The sequence below is a fragment of the Polaromonas sp. genome (genome assembly GCF_012927455.1).
Taxonomy (GTDB): domain Bacteria; phylum Pseudomonadota; class Gammaproteobacteria; order Burkholderiales; family Burkholderiaceae_C; genus Polaromonas.
The window spans coordinates 411,208-428,401 of sequence record NZ_JABBPE010000008.1 but is presented as its reverse complement, the minus strand read 5'-3'; the positions used below and the strand labels follow the sequence as shown (position 1 = coordinate 428,401).

16 protein-coding genes and 1 other RNA gene are annotated in these 17,194 nt (G+C 63.4%); 10 read left to right on the top strand and 7 right to left on the bottom strand.

Annotated elements, in window-relative coordinates; all coding sequences use genetic code 11:
• Positions 1-105 precede the first annotated feature (105 nt).
• The 4 genes from pyrC (at position 106) to htpX (ending at position 3,745) form a co-directional block, all read left to right on the top strand.
• A complete protein-coding gene (pyrC, locus tag HHJ18_RS10535) occupies positions 106-1,194 on the top strand; it encodes a dihydroorotase (protein ID WP_296914907.1) in 1,089 nt (362 codons plus the stop codon).
• Positions 1,194-1,964 carry an NYN domain-containing protein gene (locus tag HHJ18_RS10530; RefSeq protein WP_296914904.1) on the top strand — a complete coding sequence of 257 codons (771 nt, stop codon included), beginning with the start codon at positions 1,194-1,196 and terminating at the stop codon, positions 1,962-1,964. Before pyrC ends, HHJ18_RS10530 begins: the two co-directional genes overlap by 1 nt.
• Positions 1,961-2,716: a DUF3025 domain-containing protein gene (locus tag HHJ18_RS10525; protein WP_296914901.1), complete on the top strand. Its 756-nt coding sequence runs from the start codon at positions 1,961-1,963 to the stop codon at positions 2,714-2,716. Before HHJ18_RS10530 ends, HHJ18_RS10525 begins: the two co-directional genes overlap by 4 nt.
• A 153-nt stretch (positions 2,717-2,869) precedes the next feature.
• Entirely contained in the window at positions 2,870-3,745 is an 876-nt protein-coding gene (gene htpX / locus HHJ18_RS10520; RefSeq protein WP_296914898.1) for a protease HtpX, read from the top strand.
• Positions 3,746-3,805: 60 nt separating this feature from the next.
• On the opposite strand, the gene HHJ18_RS10515 is transcribed toward htpX, so the two are convergent.
• From HHJ18_RS10515 to cysK, 3 genes are all read right to left on the bottom strand, one after another.
• A complete protein-coding gene (locus tag HHJ18_RS10515; protein ID WP_296914895.1) occupies positions 3,806-4,618 on the bottom strand; it encodes a ProQ/FINO family protein in 813 nt (270 codons plus the stop codon).
• A 135-nt stretch (positions 4,619-4,753) separates the two neighbouring features.
• Positions 4,754-6,415, bottom strand: a complete 1,662-nt coding sequence (locus tag HHJ18_RS10510) for an NAD(P)/FAD-dependent oxidoreductase (RefSeq protein WP_296914892.1) — start codon at positions 6,413-6,415, stop codon at positions 4,754-4,756.
• Between the two features lie 113 nt (positions 6,416-6,528).
• Positions 6,529-7,446 (bottom strand): cysteine synthase A, encoded by a 918-nt coding sequence (gene cysK / locus HHJ18_RS10505; protein WP_296914891.1) that lies wholly within the window; start codon positions 7,444-7,446, stop codon positions 6,529-6,531.
• A 62-nt stretch (positions 7,447-7,508) separates the two neighbouring features.
• Between cysK and rnpB the strand changes: the two genes are divergently transcribed.
• Positions 7,509-7,864: RNase P RNA component class A (rnpB, locus tag HHJ18_RS10500), an RNA gene on the top strand.
• A 22-nt stretch (positions 7,865-7,886) separates the two neighbouring features.
• Here the strand turns inward: rnpB and HHJ18_RS10495 are convergent.
• Positions 7,887-8,426, bottom strand: a complete 540-nt coding sequence (locus tag HHJ18_RS10495) for an Rrf2 family transcriptional regulator (RefSeq protein ID WP_296914888.1) — start codon at positions 8,424-8,426, stop codon at positions 7,887-7,889.
• Positions 8,427-8,588: 162 nt separating this feature from the next.
• On the opposite strand from HHJ18_RS10495, the gene nhaR reads away from it, so the two are divergent.
• Entirely contained in the window at positions 8,589-9,485 is an 897-nt protein-coding gene (nhaR, locus tag HHJ18_RS10490) for a transcriptional activator NhaR (protein ID WP_296914885.1), read from the top strand.
• 56 nt (positions 9,486-9,541) lie between these two features.
• Here the strand turns inward: nhaR and HHJ18_RS10485 are convergent, their stop codons facing one another.
• Together HHJ18_RS10485 and HHJ18_RS10480 are read right to left on the bottom strand one after the other, a co-directional pair.
• Positions 9,542-10,402 (bottom strand): basic amino acid ABC transporter substrate-binding protein, encoded by an 861-nt coding sequence (locus HHJ18_RS10485; RefSeq protein ID WP_296914883.1) that lies wholly within the window; start codon positions 10,400-10,402, stop codon positions 9,542-9,544.
• Positions 10,403-10,525: 123 nt separating this feature from the next.
• Positions 10,526-12,160, bottom strand: a complete 1,635-nt coding sequence (locus HHJ18_RS10480; protein WP_296914881.1) for an MBL fold metallo-hydrolase — start codon at positions 12,158-12,160, stop codon at positions 10,526-10,528.
• A gap of 159 nt (positions 12,161-12,319) precedes the next feature.
• Here HHJ18_RS10480 and HHJ18_RS10475 point away from each other — a divergent pair, with 159 nt between their 5' ends.
• Positions 12,320-13,297, top strand: a complete 978-nt coding sequence (locus HHJ18_RS10475; protein ID WP_296914878.1) for a tripartite tricarboxylate transporter substrate binding protein — start codon at positions 12,320-12,322, stop codon at positions 13,295-13,297.
• 301 nt (positions 13,298-13,598) lie between these two features.
• Here the strand turns inward: HHJ18_RS10475 and HHJ18_RS10470 are convergent, their stop codons facing one another.
• Positions 13,599-14,144: a carboxymuconolactone decarboxylase family protein gene (locus HHJ18_RS10470; RefSeq protein ID WP_296914876.1), complete on the bottom strand. Its 546-nt coding sequence runs from the start codon at positions 14,142-14,144 to the stop codon at positions 13,599-13,601.
• Positions 14,145-14,220: 76 nt separating this feature from the next.
• Between HHJ18_RS10470 and dapF the strand changes: the two genes are divergently transcribed.
• The 3 genes from dapF (at position 14,221) to HHJ18_RS10455 (ending at position 17,192) form a co-directional block, all read left to right on the top strand.
• Positions 14,221-15,093: a diaminopimelate epimerase gene (dapF, locus tag HHJ18_RS10465; RefSeq protein ID WP_296914874.1), complete on the top strand. Its 873-nt coding sequence runs from the start codon at positions 14,221-14,223 to the stop codon at positions 15,091-15,093.
• Positions 15,094-15,335: 242 nt separating this feature from the next.
• Complete coding sequence (locus HHJ18_RS10460) at positions 15,336-16,040, top strand: DUF484 family protein (RefSeq protein ID WP_296914871.1); 705 nt, start codon at positions 15,336-15,338, stop codon at positions 16,038-16,040.
• Positions 16,041-16,049: 9 nt separating this feature from the next.
• Complete coding sequence (locus tag HHJ18_RS10455) at positions 16,050-17,192, top strand: tyrosine recombinase XerC (RefSeq protein ID WP_296914868.1); 1,143 nt, start codon at positions 16,050-16,052, stop codon at positions 17,190-17,192.
• Positions 17,193-17,194 lie beyond the last annotated feature (2 nt).

Sequence of the window (17,194 nt, the reverse complement as noted above, 5' to 3'; positions counted from 1 at the left end):
TACGTTCCAGCTGCGGGACTTTCCTTATGCGTACCTATGAATCAGCCACCGGTCCGGATAGGGATTCCGGACTTGCGCGGTTGCCACCAATGCGACAATTCAGCCATGACTTCAGTCACCCCATCGTCCTCCGGCCTGAGCGCGGCCCCGAATACCACGGTAACTATCACCCGCCCAGATGACTGGCACCTGCATGTGCGCGATGGCGACGCCCTGCGTACCGTGGTGCCGCATACTGCTGCCCAGTTTGGCCGCGCCATCATCATGCCCAATCTGCGCCCGCCGGTGACTACCGCGGCGCAGGCCCTGGCCTACCGCCAGCGCATCCAGGCCGCCGTGCCCGCTGGCGTGCAGTTTGAGCCGCTGATGACGCTGTACCTGACCGACCAGCTGGCGCCCGACGAGATCAAGCGCGCCAAAGACGCTGGCGTGGTCGCCGTCAAGCTGTATCCGGCCGGTGCCACCACCAACAGCGACGCCGGCGTGACCGATATGCGCAAGACCTTTAAAACTCTGGAAGCGATGCAGCGCGAGGGTTTGCTGCTGTTGGTGCATGGCGAAGTCACGTCGCCTGACATCGATTTATTCGACCGTGAGGCGGTTTTCATCGACACGCAATTGCTCCCGCTGCGCCGCGATTTCCCTGAGCTCAAAATTGTCTTCGAGCACATCACGACGAAGGAAGCCGCGCAGTATGTGCGTGACGCGGATCGCTTCCTGGGCGCCACGATTACCGCGCACCACCTGCTGTACAACCGCAACGCCATCTTCACCGGCGGCATCCGCCCGCACTACTACTGCCTACCGGTTCTCAAGCGCGAAACGCACCGCGTCGCGCTGGTCGAGGCGGCCACGTCCGGCAATACCCGCTTCTTTCTGGGCACCGACAGCGCGCCGCACCCGGCGCACCTCAAAGAGCACGCCGGCGGCTGCGCCGGCTGCTACACCGCGCACGCGGCGATGGAGTTGTACGCCGAAGCCTTCGACGCGGCCGGCGCGCTGGATCAGCTCGAAGCCTTTGCCAGCTTCAACGGCGCCGACTTCTACGGCCTGCCGCGCAACCCCGGCCGCATCACGCTGAAGAAGGAAAGCTGGCGGCCGCCCGAGAGTTTTGCCTTTGGCGAGGCGCAACTCAAGCCCTTGCGGTCCGGCGAAGCGTTGCCGTGGAAACTGATCGCCGAAGGGAAGGCCTGATGGAGCGCAAACCCCGTGTCGCGTTGCTGATCGACGCCGACAACTCGCCCGCATCCAAGATCGACCTGATCCTCAATGAGCTGTCGACCTTTGGCGAGACCAATATTCGCCGCGCCTACGGCAACTGGAAAAAGAGCGAGCTCAAGGGCTGGGAGGAGGCGCTGCACGAGCACGCCATTCGTCCGATGCAGCAGTTCGACTACACCAAAGGCAAAAACGCCAGCGACATGGCCATGGTGATAGACGCGCTGGAGCTGCTCTACACCGACCGGCCCGACGCTTTCGGCATTGTCTCGTCGGACGCCGATTTCACGCCGCTGGTGATGCACCTGCGCGCCAAGGGTGCCGCGGTCTATGGCTTTGGCGCGCAAAAGACGCCGGAGCCCTTTGTCAACGCCTGTTCACGGTTTTTGTACCTCGACAAGCTGAGGCCCATCGCTGCGGGCGACGCGCCTGCGAGCGGCCGGGACGACGTGGATGCGGTGGCCGCCACACCGCTGCGCGCTACGCCGGCCCAGCTCAAGCAGGACGCCAAGCTCGTCATGCTGCTGCGCAACGCCGTGCAGGCGGCCGCCGATGACGAGGGCTGGGCGCGCGTCGGCGCGGTTGGCACCCAGATTGCCAACCAGGCCTCGTTCGATCATCGCAACTACGGCTACGCCACGCTGACCAAGCTGCTGGTAGCGACCCAGCTGTTCGAGATCTCGGACGAAGGCAAATCGACTGTGATGGTGCGCGACAAAAGGCAGTCCAGACCGGCCCGGGCTTGAGGGCCGCCGCCGTGCCGGCCTCAGCGCTGCAGCAGATCAACTGGGAGCGGCCCTGGCTGGAGCCGTGGCGCGAGCCGGGGCAGCGCGTGGCGCAGACCGTCGCGGCCGGTGCCACTCTGCCCGAAGCGCTGAATCGCGAGCCGGCCGCCCCGCTGCGCTTCGTACCGCAAAGCGCGCTGCCGCCCGGCGAGGCCTATGAGCGCTATATTTTCAATAGCGGTCAGTGCCCGACCCGCGAGGGCTTGCACGATTTTTTTAATGGCCTGTGCTGGATGCGGTTCCCGCACACCAAGAAAAAACTCAATCTGCTGCAGGCTCACGAGATTGCCGCTGCCGGCGTGACGCCCCTGCGCGGCCCGGTGCGCGACGCGCTGACGCTGTTCGACGAAAACGCCGCCCTGCTGTCGGCGCCGCAGCCGCTGTGGGATGCGCTGGTCGCCAAGGACTGGAACGCGCTGTTTGTTGGCCTGCGCCCGCTTTGGCGGCAGGCTAGTCTGGTGCTGTTTGGCCACGCGCTGCTTGAAAAGCTGGTTTACCCACGAAAACCGATCACAGCCCATGTGTACCGGGCGCAAGTAGCTATTAATTCAATAGCAGAATTGGACGCCTGGCTGGCCGCCGACCTGAGCGCCGATAAGCTGGCCGCCAAGCCGTTTGCGCCGCTGCCGGTGCTGGGCGTTCCAGCTTGGTGGGCGGAAAACGAGAACCTTTCCTTTTATGACGACTCAGTCGTATTCCGCCCGCGCCGCTGATGCATAAACCGAGAACAACACGCAAAACCGGCCAAAAGTTGATCCGAAACACTTGATTTGGGCTGAAAACCCCTTATTTTCTGAGGATCATCCTTGCAGCGGCAGTCGCCTGTGTTGCAATCTTTAGTTGTCACCGACCTCTACGGAGAATCCATGAAACGCATTTTCTTGTTTGTACTAACCAATATCGCCGTGGTGGCGGTGCTGGGCATCGTTGCCAGCCTGCTCGGCGTCAACCGCTTTCTCACGCCCAACGGTCTGAACCTTGGCATGTTGCTCGGCTTTGCGCTGGTCATTGGTTTTGGCGGCGCCATCATTTCGCTGCTGATCAGCAAGCCGGTGGCCAAGTGGAGCGCCGGCGTGCGCCTGATAGACGGCACCCAGAATGCCGATGAAGCCTGGATTGTCCAGACCGTGCGCCAGCTCGCCGACAAGGCGCAGATCGGCATGCCCGAAGTCGGCATTTTCGAAGGCGCGCCGAACGCCTTCGCCACCGGGGCGTTCAAGAATTCCTCGCTGGTGGCGGTGTCCACCGGCTTGCTGCAGGGCATGACCAAGGAAGAGATCGAGGCCGTTCTAGGCCACGAGATCGCCCACGTGGCCAATGGCGACATGGTCACGATGACGCTGATCCAGGGTGTCATGAACACCTTCGTGGTGTTTTTGTCGCGCGTGATCGGTTATGCGGTCGACAGCTTTTTGCGCCGCGGCAGCGACAGCAATTCCGGCCCTGGCATCGGTTACTACGTCAGCACCATCGTGCTCGACATCGTCTTGGGTTTTGCCGCGGCCATCGTCGTCGCCTGGTTTTCGCGCCACCGCGAATTCCGGGCCGACGCTGGCGCCGCGCAGCTGATGGGCCGCCGCCAGCCCATGATGAACGCGCTGGCCCGTCTGGGCGGCATGCAGCCCGGTGAATTGCCCAAGGCGGTGGAAGCCATGGGCATTACCGGCGGTATTGGCAAATGGTTCGCGACGCATCCGCCGATTGAAGAGCGTATTGCGGCACTGCAAAACGCCCCGGGTTGAGCGTTTTCGCTTGGTCGAGTTAGCCCGTTAGATTGAAGGCCGGCCTGGTGCCGGCCTTTTTCATGGGGCTGCGGGAACCTCGCCTGCGTCCGCTGGCGTCTCTTCGGGCAGCAAATGCTGAGGCGGCTGAGATTCCTGAGCGGTTGCTGCTGCCTGAGCTGCCTGAGCGGCTTCAACCGATTGCGCCAGCCGCGCTCGGTCCAGCGTCTGCGCCACTTCGCTCGGGTCCATGCCGTACATGTCGGAAAATTCTGCGACGGTTTTGGCGCTGGCCTCAAAGGTCCTGAGCAGGGCATCGCGTTTGGCGGCCTGCTCGCCAAGTTCGGCAAAAACCTCCGCAAGCAAGGTATCCGATACCTCATCCTGCTGGCGGACGCTCAGCAGGTAGTCCTCGCGGCTCAGGCCTGACGCTTCAATTGCCCGCATCAGCTGCGCGCGTACATAGGGGCGCAAGTCCTCGTTGGAGCGCGCCTGGCGCCTGCGGAAGACTTCCATGATTGCGTGGTGCACATGCTCGGGGGCGACCGGCTCGACCGGCACCGCCTGCAGATCGTGGCGCGGCAGGCCAGTGGCCACGCTTTCCAGATAGCGCATAGAGCGGGCATGCAATCCCAGCGCGATTTTCAGGTCTTCGCGCTTGAACTCGTCGGGGTGTTGCGCCAGCAGGTCCTGAAACACGCCGAGTTTAAGCGGCAGGAAGCGCGCGCCGAACATCTTGGGGTAGAGCTCGAACAGCTTTTGCAACGCCGGATGCACCGGACGGGCGCGCGGGGCGCTAGGGCGCTTGCCGGCAGGAGGGGCGTGGCCGCGTTCCTGGCGTTCTTGATGTTCTTGCTGTTGTGGTTCGCGGGGTTTGGGGACGGTATCGGTCATCGGTCAGTTCTGGGTTGGGGTTCGGGGCCGCATGTCGGCAGGCGATAGTGGCGTTCGTGCCGTGCAGAAGGCACTGCGGTTCAAAGCTGCAGAGCCGAAGTATCCCCTATCGGGACTATCGGACATTGCGACGTCTCAGGCGGCGGCAGTCCGCATCCGCTCTGCTTCGCCCAGCAGGCTGCGCGCCAGCGCTTCGGCCACCTTGATGCCATCGACCCCGGCGGACAAAATGCCGCCGGCATAACTGGCGCCTTCTCCGGCGGGATAAAGACCGCGCACGTTGATGCTTTGCAGATCATCACCGCGGCTCATCTTGATGGGCGAGGAGGTGCGTGTTTCCACGCCCGTCAGCACGGCATCGTGGCTGTCAAAACCCTTGATTTTCTGACCGAAGGCCGGAAAGGCTTCGCGCAGTGCGGCTATGGCATAGCCGGGCAGGGCGGACGACAGGTCGCCTAGCAGCACGCCCGGCTGGTAGGACGGCATGATGGCGCCCAGCGCCTTGGACGGACGCCCCGCCACAAAGTCGCCGACCAACTGGCCGGGCGCTTCGTAGCTGCTGCCACCCAGCACGTAGGCATGGGATTCGAGCCGGCGCTGCAGGTCGATGCCCGCCAGTGGATTTTCGGGATAGTCACGCGGGTCGATGCCCACCACGATGCCGGCATTGGCATTGCGTTCGTTGCGCGAGTACTGGCTCATGCCGTTGGTCACGACGCGGCCGGCTTCCGAAGTGGCGGCCACCACCGTGCCGCCCGGGCACATGCAAAAGCTGTAGACCGATCGGCCATTGCTGGCGTGGTGCACCAGCTTGTATTCGGCCGCGCCCAGCGCCGGGTGCCCGGCATGGCGGCCCCAGCGCGCGCGGTCAATCAGGCTTTGTGGGTGCTCGACCCGAAAGCCGATGGAAAAGGGCTTGGCCTCGACGTAGACGCCGCGCGCATGCAGCATGGCAAAGGTGTCGCGCGCGCTGTGGCCCAGCGCCAGCACCACCTGATCGGCGCGCAGATCTTGGCTTGCGCCTGTGGCCTGGTTAAGCACCGTGAGGCCGCGAATGTGCTTGCCAGCGGCGTCGTCTTCAATCAGCACGTCGGTCACGCGCTGCTCAAAGCGAATCTCGCCGCCCAGCGCGATGATCTGCGCCCGCAGGTTCTCCACCACCTTGACCAGCTTGAAGGTGCCGATGTGAGGGTGCGCCTCAAAAAGAATGTCGGCGGGTGCGCCGGCCTTGACGAACTCGTTCATCACCTTGCGGCCCAGGTGGCGCGGGTCCTTGATCTGGCTGTAGAGCTTGCCGTCCGAGAAGGTGCCGGCGCCGCCTTCGCCAAACTGCACGTTGGATTCCGGATTCAGCACGTTCTTGCGCCACAGGCGCCAAGTGTCCAGGGTGCGCTGGCGCACGCTTTTTCCGCGCTCCAGTACGATGGGCTTGAAGCCCATTTGCGCCAAAAGCAAAGCCGCAAAAATGCCGCATGGGCCAAAGCCGACCACCACCGGGCGCAGCGGCAGATCGGCCGGGGCTTGTCCCACCCGGTGGTAGGCCATGTCGGGCGTGGGCCCGATGTGCGGGTTGCCGCCATGGCGGGCCAGCAGCGCGGCTTCAAGCGTGGCGCTGGCCAGCACCACATCGACGATGTAGACCTGCATGATGACGGCCTTGCGGGCGTCAAAGCTGCGTTTGAAGACCGTGAAGCTCAGCAGCTCGGCCGGCGTGATGTCCAGCGCGTTGAGCAGCTCTTCCTGCAACGCTTTTTCAGCGTGATCAAGCGGAAGTTTGATTTCAGTCAGTCGCAGCATGGTCGTCCGGTTCGTGGCTTGTAGTTATCAAGCAGAAGGGCGTAATGATAAAGGCGCGGCAACAATGCGATAAAGACTAAAGCGCCGCCCGATGATTCAGGCGCTTCAGGCACTCAAGCCGGAAACAGACCTTCAACCGACAGGTAACGCTCGCCAGTGTCGTAGTTGAAGCCCAGCACGCGGACGCCGGCTGGCAATTGCGCCAGCTTCTGGGCAATCGCGGCCAGCGTAGCGCCTGAGGAAATACCCACCAGCATGCCTTCCTCGCTGGCGGAGCGGCGCGCCATCTCGCGGGCCGGTTCGGCCTCGACCTGAATCACGCCGTCGAGCAAACTGGTGTCCAGGTTTTTTGGAATGAATCCCGCGCCTATACCCTGGATCGGATGCGGGGAAGGCTGTCCTCCCGAGATGACCGGCGAGGCTGACGGTTCGACCGCAAACACCAAAAGGCGCGGCCAGGCGGCTTTCAGCACTTTGGCGCATCCGGTCAGGTGGCCGCCGGTACCGACGCCGGTGATCAAGGCGTCCAGTCCCTCGGGAAAATCAGTCAGGATTTCCTGCGCCGTGGTGCGTGCGTGCACCTCAATGTTGACCGGGTTCTCAAACTGCTGTGGCATCCATGAACCCGGCGTGGCCGCCACCAGTTCCTGGGCACGGGCAATCGAGCCTTTCATGCCTTTTTCACGCGGCGTCAAGTCAAAGCTGGCGCCATAGGCCAGCATCAGGCGGCGGCGCTCGACTGACATGCTGTCAGGCATCACCAGCACCAGTTTGTAGCCCTTGACGGCAGCGACCATCGCCAGACCAATGCCGGTGTTGCCCGACGTCGGCTCGATGATGGTGCCGCCGGGCTGCAACGCGCCCGATTTTTCGGCCTCTTCAACCATTGCCAGCGCAATGCGGTCTTTGATCGAGCCGCCCGGATTGGCACGCTCGGACTTGATCCACACTTGCGCATCGGGGCCAAACAGGCGGCGGATGCGGACGTGGGGGGTGTTGCCAATGGTGGCGAGAATGTTGTCGGCTTTCATGGGGTCTCCTTGTCTGTAGTGGGCTGTCAGCGCATTGTGGCGCACTGACATAATAGAGCGGTGAAGCCTGCCAGACCGCCGCTGGTGCAATCTGGGAAACCAGGCACTGGAGGAACGTCCGGACTGCACAGGACAGCGTAGGAGGTAACACCTCTCCACCGTGAGGTGAGGATTAGAGCAACAGAGACGAGCCGATTCAGTTCGGGTGAAACGGGCAATCTCTACGCGCAGCAATACCAAGTAGGCCAGCACCGGGCGAAAGCCTATCTTGTGGTTCCGCAAGAATTGCTGGCGGGTAGGTAGCACCGAGCCGGGTGGGCGACCCCCGGCCCAGATTAATGGCGGTCACACCAGGCCAACCTGCTTTCGGGCAGGGAAGCCTGGCGCACAGAATCCGGCTTATCGGCGGGCTTCACACTTTTATTCGACCGGCAGGCCGCTCAGCTGCCTGCCAGCAGCGAGCGCCCCAGCGCAAACACCGAGTTCGGGGCCGTGGTGAACACGCTTTGCCGCTTTGCCGCTTTGCTGATGCCACGTTTGGCCGGGCGGTCCTCAATCTGCACCCCTTTGGCGCGCTGTTCGGCCACCAGCTTGCGAAGGCTGATGGACTGCATGTGCTCGGTCATCTTGGCGTTCAGACTGGTCCACAGATCCTGCGTCAGCCCGCTACTTGATTCGTCAGACTTTGGCGCGGATTTTTCCTGTCGGCTGGATTTGCCCGGGTCGGTCTCCACGGCGCCAATGATGTCTGCCACGGAGATAGCCTCGCCGGAGCGCGCCAGCGAATAGCCGCCCCCCGGACCACGGGTGCTTTCGACCAAGCCGCAGCGACGCAATTTGCTGAACAAATGCTCCAGGTAAGACAGCGATACATGGTGGCGCGCGCCAATGTCGGCGAGCGAAATCGGCCCGGCATTGTCGCGAAGGGCAATGTCGATCATCGCGGTGACGGCAAAACGGCTTTGGGTATTCAGGCGCATATCTGTTCTCCTTGGGACGCTAAAAATTAACGTCAAGATGTCTACTATAGAAAATTTATTACTTCGTGTAAATTCGTATTTAAAACTGTTTGTCTTCGAAAAACGCGAATAATTGGCTATCTCCGAAAATGTTCCTGGAATTTTTCAGAAGGATGCGCCATCGTGAACTTTAAGCACTTGCACTATTTCTGGGTAACCGCCAAGGCCGGCGGCATCATGCGCGCCGGTGAGCAGTTGCACACCACGCCGCAAACCCTTTCGGGGCAGATCAAGCTGCTGGAGGCCTGGCTGGGGCGCCGGCTGTTCCGCAAAAGTGGGCGTCAGCTTGAGTTGACCGATGAGGGCCGGCTGGCGCTGGGCTACGCCGACCAGATATTCACCCTGGGCGCGGAAATGGAGACCGCGCTGCGGCAGGCGCGCGGCGGCCAAAAGATACTGGACTTTCGCGTTGGCGTGGCCGATTCAGTCGCCAAGTCCGTGGTGTACCGGCTGCTGGAGCCCGCCTTATCAGTCAGCGAGCCGGTGCGACTGATCTGCAGCGAAGGAAAATTTCCTGATTTGCTGGCACAGCTGGCCCTGCACCGGCTTGACTTGGTGATGGCCGACGAGCCGATGTCGGGCCGCGTCAGCATCAAGGCCTTCAACCACCCGCTGGGCAGCACGCCTATGAGTTTTTTCTGCACGCCAGCGCTCAAGACCTCGCTCCAGGGCGATTTCCCGGGCTGCCTGAGCGATGCGCCTATGCTGATTCAAGGCCTGTCTTCATCGGTGCGCAAACAGCTTGACAGCTGGTTTACCAAGCACCAGATACATCCGCGCATCGTTGGCGAGTTTGACGACGCCGCGCTGCTGCAGGCCTTCGGGCGCGAGGGGCGCGGAGTGTTCATGTCGGCAAGCGTACTGGAGGCCGAGACCGTCGCGCAATATGGCGTGCAAGTGATTGGGCGCACCAACGAAATGGTGGAAGATTTTTATGCCGTGTCGGTCGAGCGGCGCATCACGCACCCCTGCGTGGCGGCCATCACGCAGGCCGCACGGCGGCAGCTCTTCACCGCCTGATTAAAAATGCCCTCCTTCATGGCTGAAGGAGGGCATTTGCCGAAACGGCTGGAAGTTTATTTCGAGGCGGCTGCTGCCGGTGCCGCTGCTGTTGGCGCAGAGCCGAAATACTTGGTGTAGATCTGTTGGTAGCTGCCGTCGGTCTTGATGTCGGCCAGGCCCTTGTTGATTTTTTCAAGCAACTCGGTATTGCCTTTCTTGACGGCCACGCCGTACTGCTCGGCGGGAAAGCTGGCGTCGCTGATGGTCTTGAAATTCGAGCCGCTGTTGTTGTTGACGTAATGCACCACCACGCCGTTGTCGGCCACCACGGCATCGACGCCGCCGCCTTCGAGCTCTTTCAACGCCAGCGGCGTTGACTCAAAACGCTTGATGTTGGCGCTTTCCTTGCCTTGCAGCTTGGTGATGACTTCGTCGCCCGTGGTGCCGTTTTGCACGCCAACCTTGAGTTTTTTCAGGTCGTCGAATTTGGCGATCTTCGAATCCTTTTTGACGGCGATCAGCTGCTGCGCGTCGAAGTAGGGCGATGAAAAATCCATGGTCTGCTTGCGCTCGTCGGTGATGGTGATGCTTGACACCAGGAAATCGCGGTCGCCCTGGGCCAGGGTGTTGAAAATGCCTTCCCACGGCGTGTTCACGAACTTCACCTCGATGCCGGCCTTTTGTGCGGCGGCCTTGACCACGTCAATGTCAAAGCCGACGATTTCTCCTTTTTCGTTCTGCGATTCAAAAGGGGCATAGGCGGCGTCGGTGCCCACCACGTACACCTTGGCAGCAGGGGCCGGTGCCGAGGCGGCAGGTGCCGGCGTGCTGGCGGCCGGGGCAGGCGGCTGCTGCTTTCCACAGGCCACCAGAAGCAGACCGGCCAGCACGGTGGCGGCAGATTGAAGGAAATGTCGTGTCGTCATCTTGGGCATAAAAGGCTCGCTAAAAAGTTGAACGCTGTGCGTTGGACTTGCCTGATCAAAGTCGGCCGGGATGCGCTAACCCTGGAAGCAAGAGCAAAAAAGTATAAACCCCAACTGTTGCGGGTTTACCCTTTAGGTAGCGCTCTGCAGGGCCAGAAGCCGGTCCACATGGGCCTGCAGCGAACGCAGTGCCACCGGCCACAGCCTCGGGTCGGTGTCGTCGTAGGCCAGCGCCAGCCAGTCGTTCAGCGTTCCCTGGGGCAGCGCCCGCATGGCGGCAGCCACCTTGGCTTCTCGCCGCAGGCGGTGCGCCTTGAGTCCGGCGATCGCCAGCCTGGCATCGCCCAGCACATGGCCGTGCGCCGGCAGGATGAAGTCGATCTGGTGCTGTTCGCAGTTCGCGCTCAAAATGTCCAGTGACGCCAGGTAGGCCGTCATTTCGCCGTCGGGTGGATTGACCACGGTGGTGCTGCCGTTGAGGATATGATCGCCGGAAAAAAGCAGGCCGTCCTCCAGCAACACCAGGCACAAATGGTTGGCCGCGTGCCCGGGGCTGAAAACAACCTTTAATGTGTGCTCTAGCCCATGACTGGTGAGCGTGAGTAGCTCCTGATTTAATAGCAGCCGGTCGGGCAAAAAATACGCATCGGGGTGCGCGGTTTCCCGGGAGGCCAAGCCCAAGATGGGCGGCGGGCTGGCGCAAAGCATCTGCAAGGGCTTGGCGGCAGGCGAATGGTCAGCATGGGAGTGGGTGCAGACAATCGCCGCGATGCGCCCGCCGGTCGCCTCAAACAGGCGCTGGATATGGCCCGCGTCGTTCGGCCCCGGGTCAATCACGATGTAGCCGCTGGCCGCATCGCCTACTAGGTAGCTGTTGGTGCCCGGCCCGGTCATCATGCCGGGATTGGGCGCGGTCAGGCGACTCAGGTGTTTCAAAAGTTGCACCGGGCGCTCTGTTTGCCAGTCCAGCGCATGGACGATCTGCCCGTCCGGGCAGACCAGCGCGAGTTCACCATACGGCGCCTCATGCTCCATATAGCGCGCCTCGCGGCCCGCTAGCCAGCCGGCGCGCGGACAGGAACTCCAGAGCGGCGCCTCGGATGCGCAAGCCTGCAGCACCGCCTCGACATGCGGGTGCTGCTGCAGCCTTTGCAGCGTGCGAATGGTCGGAAAGATCATGAAGAAGCCGCCCGCCTGGTGCCGCGCCAGCGCGTCGGCCGGGCGCAGCCAGACCGGCTCGAACTGCTCGGTTTCGTCCGCCACCGGGGTTTGGCCTTCGGGCATGCGGGCCACCAGAAAAGGTACATCAAAACGCCGCGGCAAATCGCGGTCAGTCACCCAGTGCGCCAGCACAAAAACTTGGTCGGCCGCCAGCCTCAAGCCGCGTTCTCGGCACTGTGCCGCCAGCGGCGCCTTGCGGTCCAGCGCCGCGATGTCCTGGTTGGTCGCGAAGCCGCCGTGGCCATGCTGCGCCAGCAGCACGCCCAGCTCTTCAAAGCTTTCGCGGATGGCGGCGATGGCCTGCGTCAGGTGCAGGTCGCTCTGGCTGGTGCGCCGCGTCGCGTGGCCATGCGCCGCCGCGTCCGCCGCATCAATGCCGCCGCCCGGAAAGACATAGGCGCCGGGCGCAAAACTGGCCGTCATGGAGCGGCGCGTCATCAGCACCTCCAGGCCCTGCGCCGTGTCGCGCAACAGCAGCACGGTGGCGGCCGGGCGCGTGGGCGCCGGTTCGCGTTGCGGATAAAGAAGTTGGGAAGAGCGGGCCATGCGCCTGATTTTGCCGCCAAACAGTAGCCCGGTCTGGCCAATCTGCTAATCGGCGATTCACGTAAACCCCATTGGTAAAGATCGTCATGCGAAAAAACCGGCTTCAGCCCATACTCGGTTCCCCAGCTTGTCAAGCTTTTGTTTTTTCTGGAGATCCGAATGAAACCTTCGACCTTGCGCGCTACGCTGGCACTGGCCGCGCTGTGCACTGTGGCCGCTCCCATGGCTGCCTGGGCGCAGGCCTGGCCGGCCAAACAGCCGATCAAATTTGTCGCGGTATTTCCGCCCGGCGGCTCGGTCGACCAGGTCGCGCGCATTCTGGCGCAGCCGCTGTCGCAGCAGCTCGGTCAAAACGTCATTGTCGAAAACAAAGGGGGTGCGTCGGGCTCCATCGGCACCGCGGCCGTTGCCGCAGCGCCCGCTGACGGCTACACCTTTGCGGTGGTGTTTGACACCCACGGCGTCAACCCTAGCCTGATTCCCGGCCTGCCTTTTGACACCCGTAAGGACCTGGCCCCGGTCGCGCTGATCGGCACCTCGGCCATGGTGCTGGCTGCTCATTCTGCGTCCGAGTACAAGAGCTTTGCCGATGTGGTGGCAGCCGCCAAGGCCAAAAAGAACGTCAATTACGGCAGCATAGGCTCGGGTAGCCTGGGTCACCTGGCGATGGCGCTGCTGGGCAAAAACGGCAACATGGACTGGCAGCACGTGCCCTACAAAGGCGGCGGCCCGCTGATGACCGATGCCGTGGCCGGCCATGTGCAACTGTCCATCGCTTCGGTGTTTGTGACCAGGCCGCACATCGACAGCGGCCGTCTGCGCCCGCTGGCGGTGACGACCAGCCAACGTTCGGCCGATTTGCCAAATGTGCCGACCCTGGCTGAAAGCGGTTTTGCCGGCTTTGACGCACCGGCCTGGTGGGCCATCGTGGCGCCCGCCAAAACACCGCCGGAAGTGCTCAAGCGCATGAACGAGGAAGTCAACAAGGCGCTGAAAAATCCGGAGATTGCCAAAAAACTTAGCGCACAGGGCATCGACATCCTGGGCGGTTCGCAAGAGACGGCGCGCGTTTTTATTGATAAGCAGATCGATACCTGGGCCAAGGTGGTCAAGGATAACGGGATCAAAGCCGACTAGAAATGTGGCCCCCACGCTAGCCACTGCGTGTGCTGCGCTGCCCCCCGAGGGGGCTGAACTCCGCTTGGGGCGGCCCGGCGCTTCGTTCGCGGCCCCCAAGCTTGCCACTGCGTGTGCTGCGCTGCCCCCCGAGGGGGTTGAACTCCGCTTGGGGCGGCCCGGCGCGTCGTTTGCGGCCCCCACGCTTGCCACTGCATGTGCTGAGCCGCCACCCGAGGGGGCTGTGCTTGCTTGGGGCGGCCCGGCGTTGCGCAGTGCGCGCGCCAGCGTTCATTCAGTTCGAATAGCTAGCGGCTACGTCTCATTCCTCCGGTGACACGCCCAGCGCCACCAGAAAACGCGCCACCATGTTGTAGGTGGCAATGGCGCTGGTCAGCTCCACCAGTTCGGTGGTGTCAAAGTGCTGACGCAAGGCGGCGAATAGCTTATCGCTGACCTTGACGTCCAGCGTCATCTGCGCCGCGTACTGGATCACCAGCTGCTCGACGGCGCCCAGCGCCGGGTGCGCCACGGCTTCGCGCGCGTTTTGCTTGACCAGTTCGTTCAGCGCGTCGAGCTCGCCCCGATGTCCGCCGGCGGCCAGAAAATCTGGTGCATGGTGCTGGTACTCATAGGCCGCGCCGGTCAGCAATGCCACCGTGCAAATGCCCAGTTCGCGCAGCTTGCGGCTGGTGTGCAGGCCGGTGCGCACCGCGCCCAGGTAGACATTCCAGGCGCGCGCCAGCGGCTCGCTCCATAGCAGTGCCTTGTCCAGGTTGATCAGCGCGCCGCCGCGGCGCGCCAGGATGGCATCAATCAGTTCCTGCGGTTGAGGTTTGAGGGCGGGGCTCCAGTCGGGGATACGCATGGCTGTCTTTCGGTGGTTCGGGGGAGAAGGCATAAGGCGGTGCGAGTAGGGCGCGGCCCCGGCGGATAATGCCGCGATGCTAATCCGATTTACCAAAATGCAGGGGGCCGGCAACGATTTTGTGGTGCTTGACGAGACCCGCGGGCGCCTGAATCTGTCGCCCGGCCAGTACCGCTTTCTGGCCGATCGCCACTTTGGCGTAGGCGCCGACCAGATTCTTTCGGTGCGGCCCTCGCCCGGCGCGGGCATCGACTTTGAATACGTGATTCACAACGCCGACGGCGGCGAGGTCGAGCAATGCGGCAATGGCGCGCGCTGCTTTGTGCGTTTTGTGCGCGAGCAGGGGCTGACCACCAAAGACGCGGTCAGGGTCAAGACGCTGGGTGGCGTGATCGAGTTGCGCATGCAGCCTGACGGCCGCGTGACAGTCAACATGGGCGCGCCGGTGTTTGACTTGGCGCGCATTCCTTTTGACGCTTGCGGATTGACGCCGCAAGCCGTTGGTTCATGGCAAAAATGGCCTCTAGCCCATACGGGACGGGCGCAAGCAGCTCCTGTTTTTATAGCAGCGCTGTCCATGGGTAACCCGCACGCGGTGCAGCTGGTGGACGATGTGGCGCTTGCGCCGGTGCTACAAAGCGGCCCGCTGATCGAGCAGCATGTGCGTTTTCCCAGGCGCGTCAACGCGGGCTTCATGCAGGTGGTCTCAACCAGACAGATTCGCCTGCGGGTCTACGAGCGCGGCGCCGGAGAAACACTGGCCTGCGGCAGCGGCGCCTGCGCGGCGGTGGTGGCCGGCATCCGCTGGGGCCTGCTGGACGCGCGCGTCGAGGTGCTGACGCGCGGCGGCCTGCTGACGATTGAATGGTCGGGCCAGCTCGATGCCCCGGTCATGCTGACCGGCCCGGCGACCACGGTGTTTGCGTCGCAGATCGACGTGCCTGAATAATGCCCCCACGCTCCCCACTGCGTGTGGTTCGCTGCCCCCCGAGGGGGCTGGCCTGGCTTGGGGCGGCCCGGCGCTGGCGGCCGATGCCCCCACGCTTCCCGCTGCGTGTGGTTCGCTGCCCCTTGAGGGGGCGCCGCGCCTGCGGCCCGGCAAGCCGGTTCCGCGGCCCCTGCCGGCGTGAGGAGCAAGCCCGGCGCCGCGGCTTTTTTAGCCTTAACTTTTAAACACGGGACAATGCATTGATGAACCCAACTGAACACTCCATCACCGAAGACGACATCGCCAACTTTCTGGCCAACACGCCGGATTTCTTCGAACGTCACGCCCAACTGCTGGCCACGGTGCAACTGTCCAGCGGCCACGGCACCCGGGCCGTCAGCCTGCAGGAGCGCCAGGCCGGCATGCTGCGCGAAAAGATCAAGGGTCTGGAAACGCGGGTGGTCGAGATGATCCGCCACGGCCAGGACAACGTGGCGATTGCCGACAAGCTGCAGCGCTGGACCCGCAAGCTGCTGCAGACGGCGCACGCGCGCGACTTGCCGGGCGCCATCGTCGACGGCATCACCGGCGAGTTCCAGATTCCGCAGGCCGCCATCAAAATCTGGGGCGTCAACGGCATCTTCTCGGACGAGAGCTTTGTGACAGGTGTGAGCCCCGACGCGCAGACCTTTGCCTGCTCCTTGAGCGCGCCCTACTGCGGTATCAATTCAGGCTTTGAAGCCGTCGGCTGGCTGCCCGACGCGGCGCAGGCGCAGTCGATTGCACTGATTCCCTTGCGCACTGCCGCCGGCGCCCAGGTGTCGGGTCTGCTGGTGCTGGCTTCGCCCGATGCCGAGCGCTTTGAAAGCGGCATGGGCACTGATTTTCTGGAGCGTCTGGGCGAGCTGGGCGGCGCGGCATTGTCGCGGCTGCGCGCCCAGGGCACGACCCGGCCTCGCACCGCCTAAACCTTGCATATGGTGCAGACACCTCCGCTCGTGTCTGGATCTGAGCCGGCACTAGCCGAGCCCGCAGCGCATCCGCTGGTCGAGCGCTACCTGGAGCATGTGCGGGTGGAAAAACGCCTGGCGCAGCGCACCGTGGAGCTTTACGCGCTGGACCTGCACAAGCTGCAAAGCAACGCGTTGCAGGCCGGTGTGGCACTAACGGACGTGCACAGCACCCACATGCGGCGCTGGGTGGTGCAGATGCACGGCGCCGGGCGCAGCGGGCGCGGCATTGCGCTGATCCTGTCGGGCTGGCGCGGCTTTTACACCTGGCTGGGCCGTGAAGGGCTGGTGGCCGCCAACCCGGTGCAGGATGTGCGCGCCCCCAAAGCCGCCAAGCCGCTGCCCAAAGCCCTGAGCGTGGATGAGGCGGTGCAACTGGCCAGCTACCAGGCGCCCGACGATGCCGGCGATGCGCACCTGGAGGCGCGCGACCAGTGCATCACCGAACTGCTCTACGGCTGCGGGTTGCGCATTGGCGAACTGGTGGGGCTTGATGTGCTGGCCAGTGGCCAGGCGCGCGGCTGGATTGACCTGGACGCCGCCGAGGCGCATGTGCTGGGCAAAGGTTCCAAGCGGCGCAGCGTCCCGGTCGGCCGGCAGGCCTTGCAGGCGCTGCAGACCTGGCTGGCAGCACGCAGCGATTGGGCCGGCTTGCCGCGCGCAGAAGCGGCTTCGACCGCCTTGTTCATCAACCAGCGCGGCGGACGACTGACGCCGCAGCACATTCGCGTGCGCCTAAAGCAGCGTTCGCTCCAGGCCGGGCTGGCAACGCCGGTGCATCCGCACATGCTGCGCCACTCTTTTGCCAGCCATGTGCTGCAGTCCAGCGGTGATTTGCGGGCGGTGCAGGAGTTGCTGGGCCATGCCAACATCACCACGACGCAGGTTTACACGCGACTCGACTTCCAGCACCTGGCCAGGATTTATGACGCAACCCATCCGCGGGCGCTGTTGGGCAGCCAGGCCGGCGCAGGCCCCACGGCGGCCCGGCTGCCCTTAGGCGTTGCGGTTGGCGCTGAAGCTAAGGTGAAGGTCAAGACTAAATCCAAATCCAAATCCAAACCTAAACCTAAAGCGATCAGCAAAAACGAAGCCGTCACGAAGGGCTGAGC

What these genes read in the sequence shown, in the direction of transcription:
- HHJ18_RS10460 (WP_296914871.1), top strand. Translation starts at nt 15,336, where the DNA reads ATGAACCCAACTGAACACTCCATCACCGAAGACGACATCGCCAACTTT.
- pyrC (WP_296914907.1), top strand. Translation starts at nt 106, where the DNA reads ATGACTTCAGTCACCCCATCGTCCTCCGGCCTGAGCGCGGCCCCGAAT.
- HHJ18_RS10530 (WP_296914904.1), top strand. Translation starts at nt 1,194, where the DNA reads ATGGAGCGCAAACCCCGTGTCGCGTTGCTGATCGACGCCGACAACTCG.
- HHJ18_RS10470 (WP_296914876.1), bottom strand. Translation starts at nt 14,144, where the DNA reads ATGCGTATCCCCGACTGGAGCCCCGCCCTCAAACCTCAACCGCAGGAA.
- htpX (WP_296914898.1), top strand. Translation starts at nt 2,870, where the DNA reads ATGAAACGCATTTTCTTGTTTGTACTAACCAATATCGCCGTGGTGGCG.
- HHJ18_RS10515 (WP_296914895.1), bottom strand. Translation starts at nt 4,618, where the DNA reads ATGACCGATACCGTCCCCAAACCCCGCGAACCACAACAGCAAGAACAT.
- cysK (WP_296914891.1), bottom strand. Translation starts at nt 7,446, where the DNA reads ATGAAAGCCGACAACATTCTCGCCACCATTGGCAACACCCCCCACGTC.
- HHJ18_RS10510 (WP_296914892.1), bottom strand. Translation starts at nt 6,415, where the DNA reads ATGCTGCGACTGACTGAAATCAAACTTCCGCTTGATCACGCTGAAAAA.
- HHJ18_RS10480 (WP_296914881.1), bottom strand. Translation starts at nt 12,160, where the DNA reads ATGGCCCGCTCTTCCCAACTTCTTTATCCGCAACGCGAACCGGCGCCC.
- dapF (WP_296914874.1), top strand. Translation starts at nt 14,221, where the DNA reads ATGCTAATCCGATTTACCAAAATGCAGGGGGCCGGCAACGATTTTGTG.
- HHJ18_RS10455 (WP_296914868.1), top strand. Translation starts at nt 16,050, where the DNA reads ATGGTGCAGACACCTCCGCTCGTGTCTGGATCTGAGCCGGCACTAGCC.
- HHJ18_RS10485 (WP_296914883.1), bottom strand. Translation starts at nt 10,402, where the DNA reads ATGCCCAAGATGACGACACGACATTTCCTTCAATCTGCCGCCACCGTG.
- HHJ18_RS10475 (WP_296914878.1), top strand. Translation starts at nt 12,320, where the DNA reads ATGAAACCTTCGACCTTGCGCGCTACGCTGGCACTGGCCGCGCTGTGC.
- HHJ18_RS10495 (WP_296914888.1), bottom strand. Translation starts at nt 8,426, where the DNA reads ATGCGCCTGAATACCCAAAGCCGTTTTGCCGTCACCGCGATGATCGAC.